The organism is Paenibacillus nuruki (genome assembly GCF_001721045.1).
GTDB lineage: Bacteria > Bacillota > Bacilli > Paenibacillales > Paenibacillaceae > Saccharibacillus > Saccharibacillus nuruki.
Window position 1 is genome coordinate 113641 of sequence record NZ_MDER01000070.1, and the last position, 19636, is coordinate 133276.

Annotated in this window: 18 protein-coding genes; 16 read left to right on the forward strand and 2 right to left on the reverse strand. The window is 40.6% G+C overall.

From position 1 onward, the window contains the following. Positions 1-175 precede the first annotated feature (175 nt). The 3 genes from PTI45_RS18340 to PTI45_RS18350 all read left to right on the forward strand — a co-directional run bounded on the left by PTI45_RS18340 (position 176) and on the right by PTI45_RS18350 (position 2662). Positions 176-613, forward strand: a complete 438-nt coding sequence (locus tag PTI45_RS18340) for a hypothetical protein (RefSeq protein ID WP_069329029.1) — start codon at positions 176-178, stop codon at positions 611-613. Positions 614-820: 207 nt separating this feature from the next. Continuing rightward, on the forward strand, positions 821-1723 hold the full coding sequence (locus tag PTI45_RS18345; protein WP_069329030.1) for a selenium metabolism-associated LysR family transcriptional regulator: 903 nt from the start codon (positions 821-823) through the stop codon (positions 1721-1723). A 51-nt stretch (positions 1724-1774) separates the two neighbouring features. After that, positions 1775-2662 carry a PHP domain-containing protein gene (locus PTI45_RS18350; RefSeq protein ID WP_139129280.1) on the forward strand — a complete coding sequence of 296 codons (888 nt, stop codon included), beginning with the start codon at positions 1775-1777 and terminating at the stop codon, positions 2660-2662. 167 nt (positions 2663-2829) lie between these two features. Here PTI45_RS18350 and PTI45_RS18355 read toward each other — a convergent pair whose 3' ends face one another. Beyond that, positions 2830-4590 (reverse strand): Rqc2 family fibronectin-binding protein, encoded by a 1761-nt coding sequence (locus PTI45_RS18355; protein WP_069329031.1) that lies wholly within the window; start codon positions 4588-4590, stop codon positions 2830-2832. Between the two features lie 124 nt (positions 4591-4714). Here PTI45_RS18355 and dapF point away from each other — a divergent pair, with 124 nt between their 5' ends. The 11 genes from dapF (at position 4715) to rsmB (ending at position 16612) form a co-directional block, all read left to right on the forward strand. Then, on the forward strand, positions 4715-5551 hold the full coding sequence (gene dapF, locus PTI45_RS18360; protein WP_069329032.1) for a diaminopimelate epimerase: 837 nt from the start codon (positions 4715-4717) through the stop codon (positions 5549-5551). Positions 5552-5666: 115 nt separating this feature from the next. Next, entirely contained in the window at positions 5667-7559 is a 1893-nt protein-coding gene (locus PTI45_RS18365; RefSeq protein ID WP_069329033.1) for a bifunctional homocysteine S-methyltransferase/methylenetetrahydrofolate reductase, read from the forward strand. Positions 7560-7591: 32 nt separating this feature from the next. Beyond that, a complete protein-coding gene (locus PTI45_RS18370) occupies positions 7592-8488 on the forward strand; it encodes a YicC/YloC family endoribonuclease (protein ID WP_069329123.1) in 897 nt (298 codons plus the stop codon). 63 nt (positions 8489-8551) lie between these two features. Continuing rightward, entirely contained in the window at positions 8552-8812 is a 261-nt protein-coding gene (gene remA / locus PTI45_RS18375; protein ID WP_020615370.1) for an extracellular matrix/biofilm regulator RemA, read from the forward strand. 67 nt (positions 8813-8879) lie between these two features. After that, entirely contained in the window at positions 8880-9452 is a 573-nt protein-coding gene (gene gmk, locus PTI45_RS18380; protein ID WP_069329034.1) for a guanylate kinase, read from the forward strand. A 48-nt stretch (positions 9453-9500) separates the two neighbouring features. After that, entirely contained in the window at positions 9501-9719 is a 219-nt protein-coding gene (gene rpoZ, locus PTI45_RS18385) for a DNA-directed RNA polymerase subunit omega (RefSeq protein WP_069329035.1), read from the forward strand. 202 nt (positions 9720-9921) lie between these two features. Then, positions 9922-11151, forward strand: coding sequence for a bifunctional phosphopantothenoylcysteine decarboxylase/phosphopantothenate--cysteine ligase CoaBC (gene coaBC, locus PTI45_RS18390; RefSeq protein WP_069329036.1), 1230 nt, complete (start codon positions 9922-9924; stop codon positions 11149-11151). Beyond that, a complete protein-coding gene (gene priA / locus PTI45_RS18395; protein WP_069329037.1) occupies positions 11148-13673 on the forward strand; it encodes a primosomal protein N' in 2526 nt (841 codons plus the stop codon). The genes coaBC and priA overlap by 4 nt, the downstream gene beginning before the upstream one ends. Positions 13674-13738: 65 nt before the next feature. Further along, positions 13739-14218 carry a peptide deformylase gene (gene def / locus PTI45_RS18400; RefSeq protein ID WP_069329038.1) on the forward strand — a complete coding sequence of 160 codons (480 nt, stop codon included), beginning with the start codon at positions 13739-13741 and terminating at the stop codon, positions 14216-14218. Between the two features lie 7 nt (positions 14219-14225). Further along, positions 14226-15176 carry a methionyl-tRNA formyltransferase gene (gene fmt, locus PTI45_RS18405; protein ID WP_069329039.1) on the forward strand — a complete coding sequence of 317 codons (951 nt, stop codon included), beginning with the start codon at positions 14226-14228 and terminating at the stop codon, positions 15174-15176. Continuing rightward, on the forward strand, positions 15173-16612 hold the full coding sequence (gene rsmB / locus PTI45_RS18410) for a 16S rRNA (cytosine(967)-C(5))-methyltransferase RsmB (RefSeq protein WP_083243608.1): 1440 nt from the start codon (positions 15173-15175) through the stop codon (positions 16610-16612). The genes fmt and rsmB overlap by 4 nt, the downstream gene beginning before the upstream one ends. 85 nt (positions 16613-16697) lie before the next feature. Here the strand turns inward: rsmB and PTI45_RS18415 are convergent, their stop codons facing one another. Then, on the reverse strand, positions 16698-17573 hold the full coding sequence (locus tag PTI45_RS18415; RefSeq protein ID WP_069329040.1) for an alpha/beta fold hydrolase: 876 nt from the start codon (positions 17571-17573) through the stop codon (positions 16698-16700). Positions 17574-17764: 191 nt separating this feature from the next. Between PTI45_RS18415 and PTI45_RS18420 the strand changes: the two genes are divergently transcribed. Then, a complete protein-coding gene (locus tag PTI45_RS18420) occupies positions 17765-18328 on the forward strand; it encodes a TetR/AcrR family transcriptional regulator (protein ID WP_083243609.1) in 564 nt (187 codons plus the stop codon). A 258-nt stretch (positions 18329-18586) separates the two neighbouring features. Next, entirely contained in the window at positions 18587-19633 is a 1047-nt protein-coding gene (gene rlmN / locus PTI45_RS18425) for a dual-specificity RNA methyltransferase RlmN (protein WP_069329042.1), read from the forward strand. Positions 19634-19636: the final 3 nt, after the last annotated feature.

The window sequence follows — 19636 nt, forward strand, 5'->3', positions numbered from 1 at the left end:
ATAACAAAGACAAATAAATTAATAACATGAAATGACTTTAAAAATGTCAAATATTTAGTAAAAAACGTTAAAAATGGTAGCTTTTTCGTCTTGTGTAGGGCGAACGATATATATATCTTAATAGGTATAAATACTTAGACGGAAAGACCCATACAGAATGGGGAGTGAATAGTTAATGAGAGATAAAGTAATGGAACGCTGGAGCACGTACGAACCTTTTCACGTAGAATTGGGCGAGAAAAAGGTAGCTGATATTGTGATCACGAATCATGCGATCAGTCGTTATAATGACCGTATTGCCAAAGCTCAAACCAAGCCAGAAGAGATCGCTTCCTTCATGTGGGAAACACTTAAACAAAATCGGATTATATCTTATTACCGCAAAGAAGAAGATGTATATTTGATCGATGAAGACCTTGTTGTTGTCGCTGAATTTGCTGATCTGCCGGGTGAATACGATCTTACAGGTAATCCACTGCACAAAATGATTATCGTTACATTTTTGGGTAAAATGTCCGAAACGATTGAACTGCGCGATCTTAAATCTTACTATTCTTGGTTAAGACACTCTCGCCGTATGACATTGATCAAAAACAGTCGTAAACGTAAATAAGGATGATAAACTTCATTCATGATAAACCTACCTTAATGGATGTTATGAACCCATTATAGTCATTTGCGCAATCATGCAATGAATATCCAATCCACTATAAATAGAGTCGGTATACTTTGAGAAGAAGCTGCTATTCAAGCAAGCTTCTTTTTTGTATGCTTATTTGAAAATGGTACACTATATACATAGCAAGGAGGGGAAACGGTAGTGGCATTTAATTTTCATCAATTGCATATTTTTTATACAGTTGCTGAACGAGGAAGTTTTTCAGCAGCAGCCCAAGCGCTTCATATGACTCAGCCTGCGGTAACGATGCAAGTTCAGTCGTTGGAAGATCATTTTGGCACGAAATTGTTTCACCGTACAACCAAAAAAATTGAATTGTCTGAAGCAGGACATGCTTTGATGCCATTTGCTTCTCAAGGTATCCATTTGATGCGAGAAACAGATGCGGTCATGTCACGCTTTACAGATACATTAGCAGGGCGATTGGTATTGGGGGCAAGCAATACGATTGGCGAATATGTATTACCACGTCTATTAGGTCCACTAGGTCAACGATATCCACATATGAAAGTGATGCTTAAAGTGATGAATACGACTCAGATTTTAGATGAGATCAGTCGTAATCAATTGGATTTTGGTCTAATCGAAGCTCCTGTTGAACATCCTGATATGACGATTAAGCCTGTGATGCAAGATGAACTAAAGCTTATTGTGCCAGGTAATCATCCTTTAGCCACGCAGGAGATAGTACAGTTATCCGATATGCTAACGTATCCTTTTGTATTACGGGAAAAAGGATCAGGTACACGACAGGTAATGGAAGAAGAATTGATTAGACATCATGTCGATCTCTCTCAAATTCAGACTGTCATGGAACTTGGAAGTACAGGCGCTGTTAAATCTGCTGTAGAAGCAGGATTAGGTATTACAATTTTATCCCCATCATCCGTAAAGCATGAAGTAGCATTAGGGTTACTGAAAGTACTAACGATTGAAGGGGTCTCCTTTCAGCGGCAATTTTACTCGATTCATCTCAAATCGACATTGCTAACCATTCCAGCAGTGACTTTTTTACAATTTGTGCAAGAGTATGAGTGGGTCTGAATAAGAAAGTGTAATCAATATATAAAGGAATAGAAGAGGAGTGAATAAGATATGGATATGTCTTCAGAAGAACGTTATGCAGATTTGCATACACATAGTCAGGCATCTGATGGGATGAATACCCCATCGCAAAACGTGAAATTGGCTGTAGAAGCAGGACTAGGTGCGATCGCTGTCACAGATCATGATACTGTTGCAGGCGTAGATGAAGCTATAGAAGCAGGCAAGCCATATGATATTGAAGTGATTGCCGGTGTGGAAATTAGTACAAGAGAAGATAACAAAGATATTCATATTCTAGGATATTATCTGAATACAGAAGATCCTATATTATTAGAACGTCTGCAACAATTGCGTGAAGTTCGTGATCATCGTAATGTACAGATTTTGCAAAACTTACGTGATCTTGGCGTGGAGATTACAATGGAAGAAGTGATTGAACAGTTAGGCAGAGAATTAATGCCTGACGAAAGTATTGGTCGTCCGCACATGGCTGATGTATTAGTTGCCAAAGGATATGCAACCGATATGAAAGATGCGTTTAACAAGTACTTAGCAGAAGGTGCAGCCGCTTATGTTTCACCACCACGTATTACTGCTGCTGATGCGGCAGTATGGATTCGTGAAGCCAATGGAGTTCCTGTAATGGCTCATCCGGGTATTTATGGTGATGATACATTAGTGGAGCGTATTCTGGATCACAGTTCGATAGCAGGCTTAGAAGTATATCATTCCGATCATTCACCTGAAGATGAACAACGCTATTTGGAAATCGCACAACGTCGTGATCTGATTGTCACAGGTGGATCTGATTATCATGGGGAGCGCCAAGGCAAAGTATTTCATGGCCCATTAGGCGGTAAAAATGTACCGATGTCTACATTAGTTCAATTGCGTCAATTACAGACAGCGATCGAGACAGGCATTACAGCAGAATAATCACAACGTAATCAAATGGAATATTTCTGCATCATAAGAAAAATGATAAGAAAAAGAACGGCTTGAAGATCACCTGTAACAAAGGTGATTCAAGCCGTTCTTTATTTGTAAATCATCATCGCAAAAGCAATATTGGATAGTTCTAAAATATCATTAAAACATACGGATTAAGATTTGATCGAACTTTCCAAACTTTTAACGACATCTTCTTCCGGAGTGATAAACAAAGTAGTCTGTTGCTCATAGATGACAAATCCAGGCTTCGCTCCGCTGGGCTTACGCACATGACGAATCAATGTGTAATCGACAGGCACACTACTGGATTCTTTAGCCTGGCTAAAATAAGCGGCAAGCTGTGCAGCTTCTGCTAATGTAGCTTCACCAAATTGTTGACTACGGATAACCACATGAGAACCAGGAATATCTTTGGTATGCAACCATGTGTCATTGGAGTGAGCTAATTTGTTGGTAATATAATCATTTTGTAAATTGTTTTTACCTACATACATTTCGATACCTTCGCTAGACGTATAGACATGAAGAGTCGGACGATTGTCTTTACGTTTCTTTTTGGCACGTTTATTACGATTACGTACATACCCTTGTTCCGCCAATTCTTCACGAATCTCGTCAATATCTTGCAAAGAAGCACTGCCTAATTGTTGTAGCAACGAATCCAAATACTGAATTTCAGCATGTGTTTTGATTAATTGTTGATCGATAACCGCTAGACTGTTTTTGTATTTGTTATACCGTTTGAAATAACGCTGTGCATTATCAGAGGGTGTCAATTGCGGATCAAGAGTGATCGTAATTGGACGCTGTTCTTCATCATAAAAGTTAATCAATTCGATCTGTTTATCGCCACGTTTTAGTTCATGTAGTGAAGCGAATAACAATTCACCCTGGATACGGAATTTTTCAGCACCTTCAGCTTCTTGAATATCTTTTTGTAGATTGTCTAACTTTTTAATATTTTTGCTGCGCTCATTTTGAAGAAAACGTAATAGATCACTTGTTTTCTGTTTTACGGTATCACGTTCTGCTTTGTCACCATAATAAGCTTCGATACATTGACTGATCGAATCGTAATGCTTTTCTTCCTCTTGAATCAGAGTCAACGGCACTGCTGAAAATACGATTTTACCTTGAGCATTCAGACCACTAACAGGAGCGAATTCTCCTTTGGATACTTGCTCCATTAAAGTAGAAAAAGCTTGCCAGATATACTGTACATCTGGATACGGATTTTCATTTGCTCCATTAGCACTCACATCAGCTTGCTGAGCACGATGTACAATTTCTTCAGCGATCAAAGGGCTTAGACCGCTAAACGTATTCAAAATAAAACGAGCAGGCGGATCAATATTTTCACGATGCAGTTCCATAAACTGTTGTTCGCTTGTTTCTAACGGATTCAATTTGTGCTGATCTGGCGGTTCTACATAGCTGAATCCAGGCATAATCACACGGTAGCTACTAATAGCGGGTGTAATATGATGAATTCCGTCTAATATCGTATTGGTTGCCGGATCGATTACAATCATATTACTATGACGACCCATAATTTCGATAATTAACCGTTTGAATGAAACATCGCCTAATTCATCACGTTGACGCACATTGAAATGAATGACACGTTCCATACCTACTTGCTCAATGGATTCTATAATTGCGCCTTCACAATGTTTGCGGAGTAACATACAGAACATCGGTGCTTCTTGTGGATTCATAAATGATTGTTCGGTAAATTGAACACGTGGATAAGTAGGGTTCACACTTAGAATTAATTTGCGATTCCCACGTTGTACACGAATCTGAAAAACAATATCATTACCTGTCGGTTGGTGAATTTTATTAATACGTGCGCCTTGTAGAGACTGAAGCTCATGAACAATCGCACGGGTAACAATGCCATCTAATGCCATATCTAATATTCTCCTATTCTTACTATCATAATCATCTTCTATCATGCCACAAACCCATAGCAATTTATAGTGCCATCATGTATGCTTACCCAATAGAATGTGTTTTTCGGAGGAGAGGATTGAGATGGAATTTACCAAAATGAATGGTCTGGGCAACGATTTTATCGTTGTTTATGGAGAGCCATCATTGCCAGCAAATGTAGCAGAATTGGCGATTAAGCATTGCAATCGTTACTTTGGTATCGGTGCAGATGGTTTAGTCTATATTTTGCCGTCCGCCAATGCAGACTTTATGATGCGTATTATTAATTCAGATGGATCAGAAGCAGAACAATGTGGAAATGCAATTCGTTGTGTTGCCAAATATGTATATGATCGTGGTCTAACGCCGCATACTGAAATTACAATAGAAACGATGGGTGCAGGTGTTCAGTCGGTAACCGTACAAGCCGAAGATGGCGTTGCTCATACCGTTCGTGTCGATATGGGAGCACCCATTCTGGATAGCACTTTAATTCCAGTAGCAGTAGAAGGTAATCCTGTGATGAATCAAGAGATTGAAGTGGAAGGACAGATTTTCCATTTTACAGCAGTATCAATGGGTAATCCTCACTGTGTTATTTATGTCGATGATGCAGTCAATATTGATCTGAATAAATGGGGGCCACTGCTTGAAAATCATCCGTTATTTCCACGCAAAGTCAATGTAGAATTTACAACTGTGCAAAGTCGTGATCGTATGGATATGCGTGTATGGGAACGTGGAGCAGGGCCAACACTGGCTTGTGGAACAGGTGCTTGTGCAACATTGGTTTCTTCGGTGCTTAATGGATATTCAGATCGTAGTGGATATGTATCTCTTAAAGGTGGAGACTTATATATCGAGTGGGATGGGTCCAGTAACAAAGTCTATATGACTGGTTCTGCGGCTACGGTCTATACAGGAGAAACAACCGAATAATAGCTTATAAACAGTCTGGTTATATAATTTAGCTATATCACCGTTTGAACGTCTTATAGCTCTTGTTTTTGTGCTACATTAGAACGTAAATGAATCCAGTGGGGTGGACTATACAATGAAGCCAGATTTGCGTTCCAAATGGACAGATAGCGTGATTATAGGTGATGGAGCGATGGGAACCTATTTATATCAATTAGGATTTCCAGTAGGGATCTCTTATGAAGAACTTAATTTGATTCGTCCACATATTATAGAAGATGTACATCGTCAATATGTTAATGCAGGTGCTCAAATGATTGAGACCAATACATTTTCTGCTAATTATGACCGATTATCTAAATATGGGCTTGAAGATAAAGTCGATGAAATTAATCGCGCAGGGGTACGTATTGCCCGGGCAGCAGCTGGGGATCAAGCTTATGTCGTTGGTTCAGTCGGAGCGATTCGCAATGGTAAACGTACCAATATTCCGAGGTCTGAATTACGCCAATATTTTAGACAACAAGTATCTTCGTTATTAGATGAAGGTGTAGATGGAATTTTGTTAGAAACGTTTTTTGAAGTGGAAGAACTTGCGATTGCTTTACGGCAGGTACGCAAACTTACTGATATTCCTGTCATGTGTCAATTAACAGTGGAAGATGCGATTCGAACGTTAGATGGATTTGCTTTGCCAGATGCGTTTGCTTTGTTGACGGATGCAGGAGCCGATATGGTTGGTCTTAATTGCCGTGTGGGTCCTAATGGAACACTACATGCACTTGAAGCGATTCAAGGAAAAGTATCGTTACCGTTATCTGTTTATCCAGATGCAGGTGTCGCTGATTATGTTGATGGTGAATATCGTTATGGAGCAAGTCCGGCTTATTTTGGTCAACGGAGTGTTCGATTTGCCGAGTTAGGTGCCAGAGTGATCGGTGGATGTTGTGGAACTACACCTGAACATATCGCTGCAATCGCAAGAGCACTAGAAGGATATACACCGGAGACATTAGACTTTTCAAATGTACAAAAACCTACTCCACAGATCAGTGTAACCATAGAAAATGCAATTATGGATGAAAGTGATCGCAATGGAGAAGATGTACCGCCAACACTGGTTGATCTAGTGCGCGAACGTCCAACTGTTATCGTTGAACTGGATCCACCTCGTGATCTGGATATCACTCGCTTTCTCAAAGGAGCAGCTGCGCTTAAAGAAGCAGGAGTGGATGCATTAACTCTAGCAGACAATTCGCTAGCTGTTACTCGAATGAGTAATATGGCACTTGGACATATTGTGCAACGTGAAGCAGGTATTCGCCCTTTGATCCATATTGCTTGTCGTGATCGCAATATGATCGGTAGTCAATCGCATATGATGGGATTCGATGCATTGGGTATTGATCATGTTCTAGCGGTAACCGGTGATCCGTCTAAGTTTGGTGATCTGCCAGGAGCAAGTTCGGTCTACGATATGACTTCATTTGATATGATCAAAATGATCAAGCAATTGAATGAAGGCATTGCTTTCTCAGGTAAACCACTCAAACAACGTGCCAAGTTCGTTGTAGGGGCAGCCTTTAACCCGAACGTAAAACATCTCGACAAAGCAGTCGTTCGTCTGGAAAAGAAAATTGCTGCCGGTGCTGATTATATTATGACTCAGCCTGTCTACGATGTGCAGTTGATTGCTGATATTCGCGAAGCGACCAAACATTTGGATATTCCTATTTTTATCGGCATTATGCCACTTGCGAGCGGGCGTAATGCAGAATATCTTCATAATGAAGTTCCGGGTATCCAATTATCGGATGAAGTACGTGGACGAATGGCTGGACTCGAAGGTGAAGAAGGCAGAGCTACAGGCGTAGTGATCGCTAAAGAACTGCTGGATGTCGCTATGGAACATTTTAATGGAATATATATTATGACTCCGTTTATGTTTTATGATATGAGCGTACAGCTAACTGAATATATATGGACAAAAGCAAAGCGCCGTCCAAACCCCTTGTTTCACACTAGATAATCAATTACAATAGGATAACGGATGTGATGCCGATGTCATTCAGTATGACCGGATACGGTCAGTCCGCCGTGCAATTTGGCGGCTACAAAGTCCAGATTGAAGTCAAATCCGTCAACCATCGTTATTGCGAAATCGTGATGCGTATACCACGCGAATGGGGTCAAATGGAGGACAGTCTCAAACGACTGATTCAAGATGCGATCAAGCGTGGACGGATAGATGTATTTATGAACAAAGAGCAAGATACAGGGCAAGTTCCGTCTCTGAAGCTCAACCATGCGAATGTCCAGTCTTATTTACAATCAGGTCAAGAGCTAACAGAGCGTTATGGTATGAATGGAACGTTGGATATTAACCAATTGCTTGCATTACCGGGAGTAATGACGACTGAGCAACCTTCGGAATTGGCAGATGAAGAAGGACAAGCACAGTGGCAACAGATTCTTGGTCAGGGGCTACAAGAAGCACTTCAGAATTTACTGGAAATGCGTGCACGAGAAGGGATTCATTTAGCTAACGATTTGCGGGAGCGTCTGAATTTACTAGAGCAGCATTATCGGAAGATGTGTGAATTAGCACCTACTGTAGTAGAAGAACATCGTGTACGTCTGGTACAGCGATTATCTGAACTTCAGGATGGAAGTTATCATTGGGATGATTCCAGAATTAGCATGGAGATCGCCGTATTTGCAGATCGTTCAAATATTGATGAAGAATTGACACGTTTGAATAGTCATTTTCAGCAGTGCAGGTTATTGCTCGAAAGTAATGATGCGATAGGGCGTAGACTTGATTTTTTGATTCAAGAAATGAATAGAGAAGTGAATACAATTGGTTCCAAAGCAAATCATCTGGCTCTGACTAATCATGTGGTTGAGATGAAAGCGGAACTGGAAAAAATCCGTGAACAAGCTGCAAATTTGGAATGAATGCAAGTCAGCGACCTCATTTCGGCGTAAATGAGTCAAATGTATAGGGGGAAAAACCTGAAGATGGCCATCAAACTTATCAATATTGGCTTCGGAAATATTGTATCCGCTAATCGGATTATTTCTATAGTAAGCCCTGAGTCTGCACCAATCAAAAGAATTATTCAGGAAGCACGCGATCGTCATATGCTCATTGATGCCACATATGGTCGTCGTACTCGTGCTGTTATCATTACAGATAGCGATCATGTGATTCTTTCCGCAGTGCAACCGGAAACCGTAGCACATCGTCTATCTACCAAAGATGATGATCACGACGAATAAACAAAAAGAGGCTGTTGATCAATCCAGTACAGACCGGACGACGCAACAGCCTAAAATGGAGTGTACCATGTCTAAAGGATTATTATTTGTGTTATCCGGCCCGTCTGGCGTCGGTAAAGGGACGGTATGCAGTGCTCTTCGGACGCGCATGCCTGAGTTGATCTATTCTGTATCTGCAACCACTCGTCAGCCTCGTGCAGGTGAAGTAGACGGAGTGAATTACTTTTTCAAAAGTCATGAACAATTCCAGTCAATGATCCAAAATGATCGATTGCTGGAACATGCGGAGTATGTAGGTAACTTCTATGGTACTCCACGTGATTTTGTAGAAGATACGCTGAATGCGGGTAACGATATTTTCCTTGAAATCGAAGTACAAGGTGCTTTGAAAGTCATGGAGAAGTTTCCAGAAGGCGTATTTATTTTTTTGACTCCACCTTCGTTTGAAGAATTGGAACAACGTCTGCATGGGCGTGGAACTGAAACCGTAGATACGATTATGAATCGGATGACGGTAGCTGCTGACGAGTTGGAATTGATGAAGCATTATGATTACTCTGTAGTCAATGATGAAATTGATCTAGCATGTATGCGAATCCAGAGTATTATTGTCGCAGAACATTGTAAGATTACAAAATAAGTCCTGCGGAAGTTTATTTCGCAGAACACGAAGAGGTGTGTGTATCTAATGTTATATCCTTCTATTGATGAAATGATGACTAAAGTCGACAGTAAGTACTCTCTTGTTGTTGCAGCTTCCCGTCGTGCAAGACAATTGCGCGAAGGTAGCACTAGTGAATTGAAAGATGCTCATGCGAGCAAATATGTAGGTATTGCATTAGAAGAAATCTATAACGATATTCTTCGCATTGAACGCAGAACAGAAACAGAGTATGACGACGAGTAAGAAGTAAGGGTCTAGGTAAAGGGGTCCGCTATATAATGTATAATTAAATACGGTCCCCGGCGCCACTTGCTAACAACCGAAAGGTTGTTATTTTTTTTGAAAAGTTCTCGAAATGATCACTGTTATTCCCTTTTTACTACAAAAAGCGGTATAATAAAGGGATGAATAATTGCTCAAACTAAACGAAAGCGGGGAGATAGAGATGCTGCAAGGTAAAAAGATTGTGCTAGGGATTACTGGCGGAATCGCTGCTTACAAAGCGGCAGCGTTATGTAGCGGATTGGTAAAACAAGGAGCAGATGTACATGTTATTATGACACGTTCAGCTTCCAAATTTATTACCGAACTTACCCTACAGACGCTCTCTCGTAACCCGGTTCATATAGATACATTTGACGAACGTGATCCAGAAGTAGTCACGCATATTAATCTAGCCGATCTAGCTGATCTGGTATTAATTGCTCCAGCCACAGCAAATACAATAGCTAAAATGGCTCATGGGCTAGCAGATGATATGCTTTCTTCAACTTTGCTTGCAACGATGGCTCCAATCATGGTAGCTCCAGCAATGAATGTACACATGTACCAGCATCCAGCCGTGGTGCAGAATATGAATACACTGGTTAGTAGAGGTGTGCTAATGATCGAGCCTGGAAGTGGAATGCTTGCTTGTGGTTATGTTGGCAAAGGACGTTTGGAAGAACCGGAGACGATTATTAGAGTAGTACAAGACTTTTTTCAAGCTCAGGCTCATCGTAATCAGTTAAGTCAAGCATTAGCAGGCAAAAAAGTAACAGTCACCGCAGGTGCAACCGTGGAACGGATTGATCCTGTTCGCTTTATTACGAATGATTCTTCCGGCAAAATGGGGATTGCAATTGCTAAATCGGCTCGTGATATGGGTGCATCGGTACGACTGATCGCAGGGACGGTTCAAGTACCTTTACCTGAAGGGATCGAGACTGTACGTGTGCAGTCTGCTCAAGATATGTATGAGGCTGTATTAGGAGAATGGAACAGCACCGATATTATGGTTCAAACAGCAGCTGTTGCAGATTATCGTCCACGCACTGTATACGATACCAAAATGAAGAAAAAAGACGAGGGGCTTACATTAGAACTCGAAAAAACAGTCGATATTTTGGAAAGTCTGGGTCAACGCAAACAGGGACAATTTCTGATTGGATTTGCCGCAGAAACGAATGATGTGGCTGAACATGCTATGGGCAAATTAAAACGCAAAAACTGTGATCTATTAGTCGCTAATGATGTCACCACAGTTGGAGCAGGTTTTGGTACAGATACCAATGTAGTTCAGATTTATGATGCTGATGGATTAGTAGTGGATTTGCCTTTGATGAGTAAAGATGACGTAGCGATCCAATTGTTGAGTGTAGTAGCTAAACGGCTGAATGGAGTGTCTACCTCATGACGCTTATTGCTCAGGTGATTGTTGATGTACCTAGCCGGGGCACAGATCGTCCATTTGATTATATTGTGCCGGAATCGATGCAAGGATGGTTAGAAGTAGGGAGTCGTGTCGGTGTTCCTTTTGGCCCACGTACATTACAAGGATTCGTTATTGGATTAAGTGGAACATCAGAGACACCTGCTGCAAAGCTCAAAGCATTGCAGGAATTACTTGATCTTGTGCCTCCACTTTCAGAAGAATTAGTAGAATTGTCTGAATGGATGAGCGCCAAATATGCTTGTCATCGGATTACTGCGCTTCAATCGATGTTACCTGCGGCTTTGAAAGGTAAAGCAGAACGGTATATTCGAGTGGCTGAACGTGAATCTTGGGTAGGCGAAGATTCTCTTTTTGATGCTACAGCATCTTTATTAACCGATGAAGAAGAACAGATTATCTCTCATATTCAAAAGCAACAAGAAGTGCGAATGGAATTGTTAAGTCGACGTTTTGGTGAACAAGCGCATATTATCAAATCGTTGTTACAACGAGGCATATTATTAGAAAGCCGTAGCATACGTGATAAAGTGCAAAAGAAAACTGTTCGAACGGTTTCTTTACATTTGCCAGAAGATGAGATTCGTACGATTATTGAAGAATTTCCTGCCAAAGCCAAACGTCAGCAAGAAGTACTAACGTATATCGCAGATACAGGCGGCGATGTACCGTTGAAAGAAATTATGACGGTGCTTGGCGTAACAGCCAGTACAGTGAAAGCTTTAGCCGACAAAGGATATATCGCTATTATGGATATGGAAGTGTATCGTGATCCTTATCAAGATCGTAACTTTACACCTACTACTCCATTTACATTAACCGATGAACAGCAACAGGTATATAACTCGATCATCAATCGGATTAACAAGCGGGAAAAAGGGGAATATTTAATTCACGGGATTACAGGCAGTGGTAAAACAGAAGTGTATCTGCAATGTATTCAGCGTGTGATTGAACAAGATCGACAAGCGATTATGTTGGTACCTGAGATTGCACTGACTCCGCAGATGGTTGAGCGATTCAAAGGTCGGTTTGGCGATCGTGTAGCAGTGATGCATAGCCGTTTATCCAGTGGGGAACGTTATGATGAGTGGCGCAAAATCCGTGAAGGCAAATCGCAAGTTGCTATTGGGGCACGATCAGCGATTTTTGCTCCTTTTTCTAATCTGGGCTTAATTATTATGGATGAAGAGCATGAGACTTCGTATAAGCAAGAAGAAAGTCCGAAGTACCATGCTCGTGATGTAGCTATTCATCGTGCTCATCAGCATAATGCAGTGGTTATTTTGGGATCAGCTACCCCTTCATTGGAAAGTTATTATGCAGCTAGATCCCAAGCAAATGATGAATTTATGCCAACCTTATTGGAAATTCATGGACGTGCACTTGGAAGTGAGCTTCCAGCTGTAGAGATTATTGATATGCGTGAAGAGTTGAAAGAAGGCAACCGCTCGATGTTTAGCCGACCGCTTCACCAAGCGATAGAAGATCGGTTAGAGAAAAAGCAACAAACGGTTCTTTTGCTTAATCGACGTGGTCATTCTACTTTTGTTATGTGTCGTACTTGTGGATATGTAGCTGAATGTCCGAACTGCGATATCTCACTCACCTATCATCAGCGCTCGAACAGTCTACGTTGTCACTATTGTGGTCATGCTGAACCGGCTCCGCAAATATGCCCGGAATGTGGTAGCGAGCATATTCGTTATTTTGGCACAGGAACACAGCGTGTCGAAGAAGAATTGGCGAAGTTATTTCCCGGTATTCGTGTTGTACGGATGGATGTTGATACAACCACGCAAAAAGGGTCACATGAGAAATTATTAAATCAATTCCGAGATAAAAAAGCGGATTTACTGTTAGGTACCCAAATGGTAGCGAAAGGATTGGATTTTCCAGATGTGACACTGGTTGGTGTTATTGCTGCCGATTCGGCGTTACATTTACCTGATTTTCGGGCAGCGGAGAAAACGTTCCAACTACTTACACAGGTAGCTGGTCGAGCCGGTCGTCATCATTTACCGGGCGAAGTGATTGTGCAGACGTATAATCCAGAGCATTATTCGGTAATACATGCCAGTCATCACGATTATCATTCATTTGTACGTGAAGAATTAAAGCATCGTCAGATATTAGGGTATCCACCTTATTGCCGTCTAGCACTGATTACCTTTTCTCATGAGAAGTTGGCTTTGTTAGTACGAATTGCTGAAAATTATACACAGATGATTAAAGATCAAGCCTCTAAATTGGATTGGTTAGGTAGTCTGGAACGATTTTCAAATGAAGCTCTGGATGTATTAGGTCCTGTCGCTTCGCCAATCCCACGCTTAAAAAATAGATACCGATTCCAATGTATGATAAAATGGCGTGGAGATATGGACGTTGCCAAGCTTGCAGAGCATGTGGCAGAACAATTGCAAGACAGCGTACGTGATAAAGAATTATTAATCAGTATCGATGTCGATCCACAGGTATTAATGTAAAAAGGGTTTATGCAAAATAGTAACAACGCAAAAGTAGAGAGATGACATAAAGGACGGGATAAAGAATGGCTATACGTATTATTGTAACTGAACCGGATGACGTGCTTCACAAAAAAGCAAAAGAAGTGACTAAAATTACACCCAATGTACAAAAGTTGTTAACCGATATGGCGGACACGATGTATGATGCAGATGGTGTAGGTCTTGCTGCGCCACAAGTTGGGATTTTGAAACGTCTGATTGTAGTTGATGTAGGCGATGATAACGGATTGATCGAACTCATTAATCCTGAAATTATAGAAAGCAATGGCGAGCAATTAGGCACTGAAGGCTGTCTGAGTATTCCAGGTCTAAATGGTCAAGTTCGTCGTGCGTTGGAAGTAACGGTTAAAGGGTTAGATCGTAATGGTGAAGAATTGACAATCACAGGTCGTGATCTATTAGCACGTGCTTTTCAACATGAGATCGATCACTTGAATGGTGTACTGTTTACCGATATCGCAGAACGTGTCTATGATCGTAAGCTAGATGAGGAAGGGGAATAAGTCTATCGTGAAAATTGCATTTATGGGCACACCTGATTTTGCTGTGCATAGCTTGAATGTTCTGATTGAAGAAGGCATGAACGTAGTCTGTGTCGTAACTCAACCCGATCGTCCTCAAGGTCGTAAAAAAGTATTAACACCTACGCCTGTCAAAGCGGCAGCTGTAGAACATGGTATTCCTGTTCTTCAACCACAGCGGATGAGAAATCCAGAATCTATTGCAGAACTAGCCGCTTATGAACCTGATTTGATCGTAACGGCTGCTTTTGGACAGATTTTGCCCAAAGCAGTACTTGATCTTCCTCGTCTAGGTTGTGTCAATATTCATGGTTCTTTGTTGCCTAAATATCGTGGTGGTGCGCCGATTCAGCGGTGTATTATTAATGGTGAGACAGTAACAGGGATTACACTGATGTATATGGCAGAGGGACTTGATACAGGGGATATGATCTCCAAGATTGAAGTTCCGATTACGGATGAAGATACATCAGGTACCTTATTTGCCAAAATGAGTGAAGCGGGAGCAACAATTCTTCGTCAAGAATTGCCACGTTTGTTAGAAGGTAAAGTTGACGCAGAACCGCAAAATGATGATGAATCAACCTATGCTCCGAACCTAACTCGTGAAGATGAACAGTTGGATTGGTCGAAAACCAGTCGTGAATTATATAATCAAGTGCGTGGTCTTGTACCGTTTTCCGGTGGATTCACGTTATGGAACGGTGAAGTATTCAAAGTATGGAAAATGAGTAAACCTGCTACCGATGTCACTTTAACAGGTGCTGCACTCGATGCCAAACCTGGAACTGTTTTAGACTTGTCTCCAGAAGGTATCGTTGTTCGTACAGGCGATAACACAGTGACACTTACAGAGATTCAACCTGCGGGTAAAAAAGCGCTCAAAGCGTCTGAATTTGTACGCGGAACGTCAATGACTAAAGGTACGGTGCTCGGGTGAATAATCAAAATCATAACAACAAATCCAAACGTCAACCGAATGCAGATAGCCCATTAGCAAATAGCACCAAAACGAAATCGGATCCAAAAAGCAAATCGGTTCGTCCTACAACAGCTCGTGAAGTAGCTTTGGAAGTACTTACTGCTGTGGAAGAAGAAGGTTCATATAGTAATCTTGTTCTCAATCAAATGCTCAATCGTATTCGTCTGGAACGTGCCGATATTGGACTCGCCACAGAGCTAGTGTACGGTACGATTTCACGTCTGAATACGATTGATTATTTCCTTGGACAATTTGTAGCTAAAGGCTTAAATAAACTTCAACCATGGGTACGTAATCTGTTACGGTTTAGCTTTTATCAAATCTATTATCTTGATCGTATTCCTGCGCATGCGGCTGTAAATGAAGCGGTTAATATTGCGAAGCGTCGTGGGCATCAAGGCATATCAGGAATGGTTAACGGTGTCTTGCGTAATGTGATTCGTCGTCGTGAAGAATTAGTTATTCCGCAAGATTTGCCAGCAGCCAAAAGAATATCATTGCAACATTCATTCCCTGAATGGATGGTAGCACGTTGGATCAAGCAATATGATGAAGCAACAGCAGAGCAAATCTGTATTTCCAATAATGAAGCTCCATCGGTAAGTATTCGTGTAAATACGCATCGTACTTCTCGTACAGCGATGTTGGAATTGCTACAAAGTGAAGGATATGAGGTAGAAATTTCTCCCTTATCTCCGGATGGTATTCTGGTACATGGTGGCGGTAATATGGCGTTAACATCATGGTATCAAGAAGGATTGATTTCGGTACAAGATGAAAGTTCGATGTTAGTGGCAGAAGCGGTACAAGTTCAAGCTGGAATGAATGTACTTGATTGTTGCGCGGCTCCCGGTGGGAAAAGTGTTCATTTGGCAGAGAAAATGAATAACAACGGCCATATTGTAGCTAACGATATTCATGAGCATAAGCGTCAGTTGGTTGATGATCAGGCAGAACGTCTACAACTTTCGATTATCGAAACGACCGTTGGTGATGCCTTAACACTAGCAGAACGTTATCCTGCGGGTTCTTTTGACCGGATATTGTTAGATGCTCCATGTTCCGGTCTAGGCGTTATTCGTCGTAAACCTGATCTCAAATGGAATAAAAGTATGGCAGATATCAAAGAAATCGTGCAGTTACAAAAACAGTTGTTGCAGAATATGTCTACTTTACTCAAGCCTGATGGTATTCTGGTATACAGTACATGTACGATTGAACGTAGTGAAAATGAAGCGATTGTGGAATCTTTTTTACATCAAAACAAGCAGTTTGAAGTGGTTCCTTTTGCACCGATCACTACCAATCATGCTACAACAGGTGTACAGATTTTACCGCAAGATTTTCATTCAGATGGATTCTATATTGCAGCACTACGTAAAAACAGTCACTAAAATAAATGATATACAAAGAAAGCGCCTTTTGGGCGCTTTTTATGTTGGAAAAGAAATTTACTTTTAAACAGACAGGTCTGTATATTTATAAGGATGAACCGGTTAATCGAGTCTCTAAAAAGTGTCGAATCAGATCAACGCTAATCGCTAAATCTTCTTCCAGTGGGAAATGCCCTGTGTTCAACAAATGAACATCTACATCTTCAAGATCATCCATATACGCTAAGGCTCCTTTGACTCCAAAAAACATATCATTTTTACCCCACGCGACAAGAACAGGTGGTTGATAAGTACGGAAGTATTCATGCCATGTTGGATATTGCTTCAGATTGTTCTGATAATCAAAATAGAGTGCCAGTTGAATCTCTTGATTACCTTCTCGATCCAGATGAATCTGATCGTTATTCCAATTGTCTGGACTAATCGATTCAGGGTCACGCGTTCCATTTACATATTGATGTTTTGTAACTTCGATTGTTAATATGTCAAGCACATCTTGACGAATCGCAGCATCGTTAGGATTTTTCCAAAAAGCTTGGATAGGTGCCCATGCAGATTCGAGCCCCACTTCATAAGCATTACCATTCTGAGAAATAATCGCTTGAACACGTTCTGGATGCATAACGGCTAGACGATAGCCAACTGGAGCACCGTAATCATGTACGTAGATACTGTACTTAGCCAAGTTTAATTGTTCAACAAAATCGTTGATCAGATGAGCAATATTGTCGAACGTATACTCGAAATCAGTCATTGGCGGTTGATCGCTGTTACCAAACCCTGGATAGTCAGGAGCAATAACATGGTAACGATCAGCAAGTTGAATCATAAGATTACGGTACATATGCGAGGAAGATGGGAATCCGTGTAGTAACAAAATTGTGGGATGATTGCGATTACCTGCTTCTCGATAAAAAATGTTTAAACCATTGACCAGCTCATACTTATGCTTCACGTTCATAGAGATCACCTCAGTTTTAGTTTTGAATTGCAATGTGTAATGGTGCTATCACTTTTTAAATTATACATACAGGTCTGTATAGTTTCAAGCTATTTTATTTGTATTTACATTGGAGTCGATTTAATATAAACTTACAGGTCTGTATATATTGATAATCAATTGCAAAAGCTTTTGGGAATAGAGGTTATGTGATGGTTAATAAAAGTAAAAAAGAACAGATTCTGCGAGTCGCTTCTGAACTTTTTAATAAACAGGGGATTCGTGCTACAGGTGTCGATCAAGTTGTCGCCGAATCTAAAGTCGCCAAAATGACGTTATATAATCATTTTCCATCCAAAGATGAACTTGTTTTGTCTTATCTGAAAAGACAGGATGAACAGTGGAGAGATTGGTTCGAATCTTCTGTTGATCGTCGTGGAGGTACACCACAAAATCGTTTGCTAGCTGTCTATGATGTGTTAGGAGAATGGTTTGTAGCGCCAGATTTTACAGGTTGTGCTTTTATCAAAACAGCTTCGGAATTTTCAGATGATAATCATCCTTACTTTGTAGCTTCTCATCAATATAAAGTGTATCTACGTGATTATATTGCATCACTCGTAGAACAGTGCAATGTTAAACAATCGCAAATGTTAGCTAGCACTCTATATATGTTAGTAGAAGGAGCTATAATGACTTATATGCTACAAACAGAGCCAGAGGCAGCTGTTCATGCTCGTGAAGCAGCACAAATTCTGATTCAGCAACTATCGTAATGGATATTGGCTGGATATCTTAGGATAACGAAATATGCCTTGAATAAAGCGACTTTTGCTATGTTTATAAATAAATATGAGTCTATAATCTGTAAAATGAATAAAGTTGTGATAAATATGACGATATCTTAATGAACAGACTCTTTAGGGTTTGATTGTTTTATGCTAGAATAGTAAGGATGAAATTCAATGTTGACCGTCATGTAATCAGTAGTATCAAAAAATGAAAAGAATTTGAGAATAGGTGTGATAATTGTAATGAAACCTTTTATATATGATTATGCTTTGGAAGATCTACAGAACTGGGCAAAAGAAAATAATGAACCTGCTTTCCGTGCAGGACAAATTTTCGACTGGCTGTATGTGAAGCGTGTGACTTCGTTTGAGGAAATGACTAATCTTTCCAAGGAACTTCGCGCTAAACTAGACGACCAGTTTTCTTTTGTTCTATTGGATGAGATTACAAAAATGCAGTCTAAAGATGGTACGGTTAAGTTTTTATTTGGTCTGCATGATGCTCATGCGATCGAGACGGTTATTATGCGTCACAACTACGGAAATAGTATCTGTGTAACGACACAGGTAGGTTGCCGTATCGGTTGTACATTCTGTGCATCCACACTGGGCGGATTGAAACGTAATCTGACAGCAGGTGAAATTGTTGCTCAGGTTGTTCAAGCACAGAAGATTTTGGATGAAACAAATGAACGGGTAAGCAGTATCGTTATTATGGGTTCAGGTGAACCTTTTGAAAACTATGAAGCAACAATGACCTTTTTACGGATTATGATTCATGAAAAAGGATTGAATATCGGTCAACGTCATATCACTGTTTCTACAAGTGGAATCGTACCGAATATTTACAAATTTGCAGATGAAGATACGCAGATCAATCTAGCGATCTCTATTCATGCACCGAATGATAAATTACGTTCTAAATTAATGCCGGTTAACCGTCGTTTTCCTTTTGATGATGTGATGGAATCTCTTCGTTATTATTTGAAGAAAACAGGTCGCCGGATTACGTTTGAATATGCGTTGATTGGTGGCGTTAATGATCAACCTGAGCATGCAGAAGAATTAGCAGATGTTCTCAAAACAATGATGTGTCATGTCAATTTGATTCCTGTTAACTATGTTCCAGAACGTGATTATGTGCGTACCCCGCGCAAAGATATTTTTGAATTCCAGCGTATTTTATCAGACAAAGGTGTGAATGTAACGATCCGTCGTGAGCAAGGACACGATATCGCTGCTGCTTGTGGACAATTACGAGCGAAACACATGGAGTCGACTGCGAGGTGATCA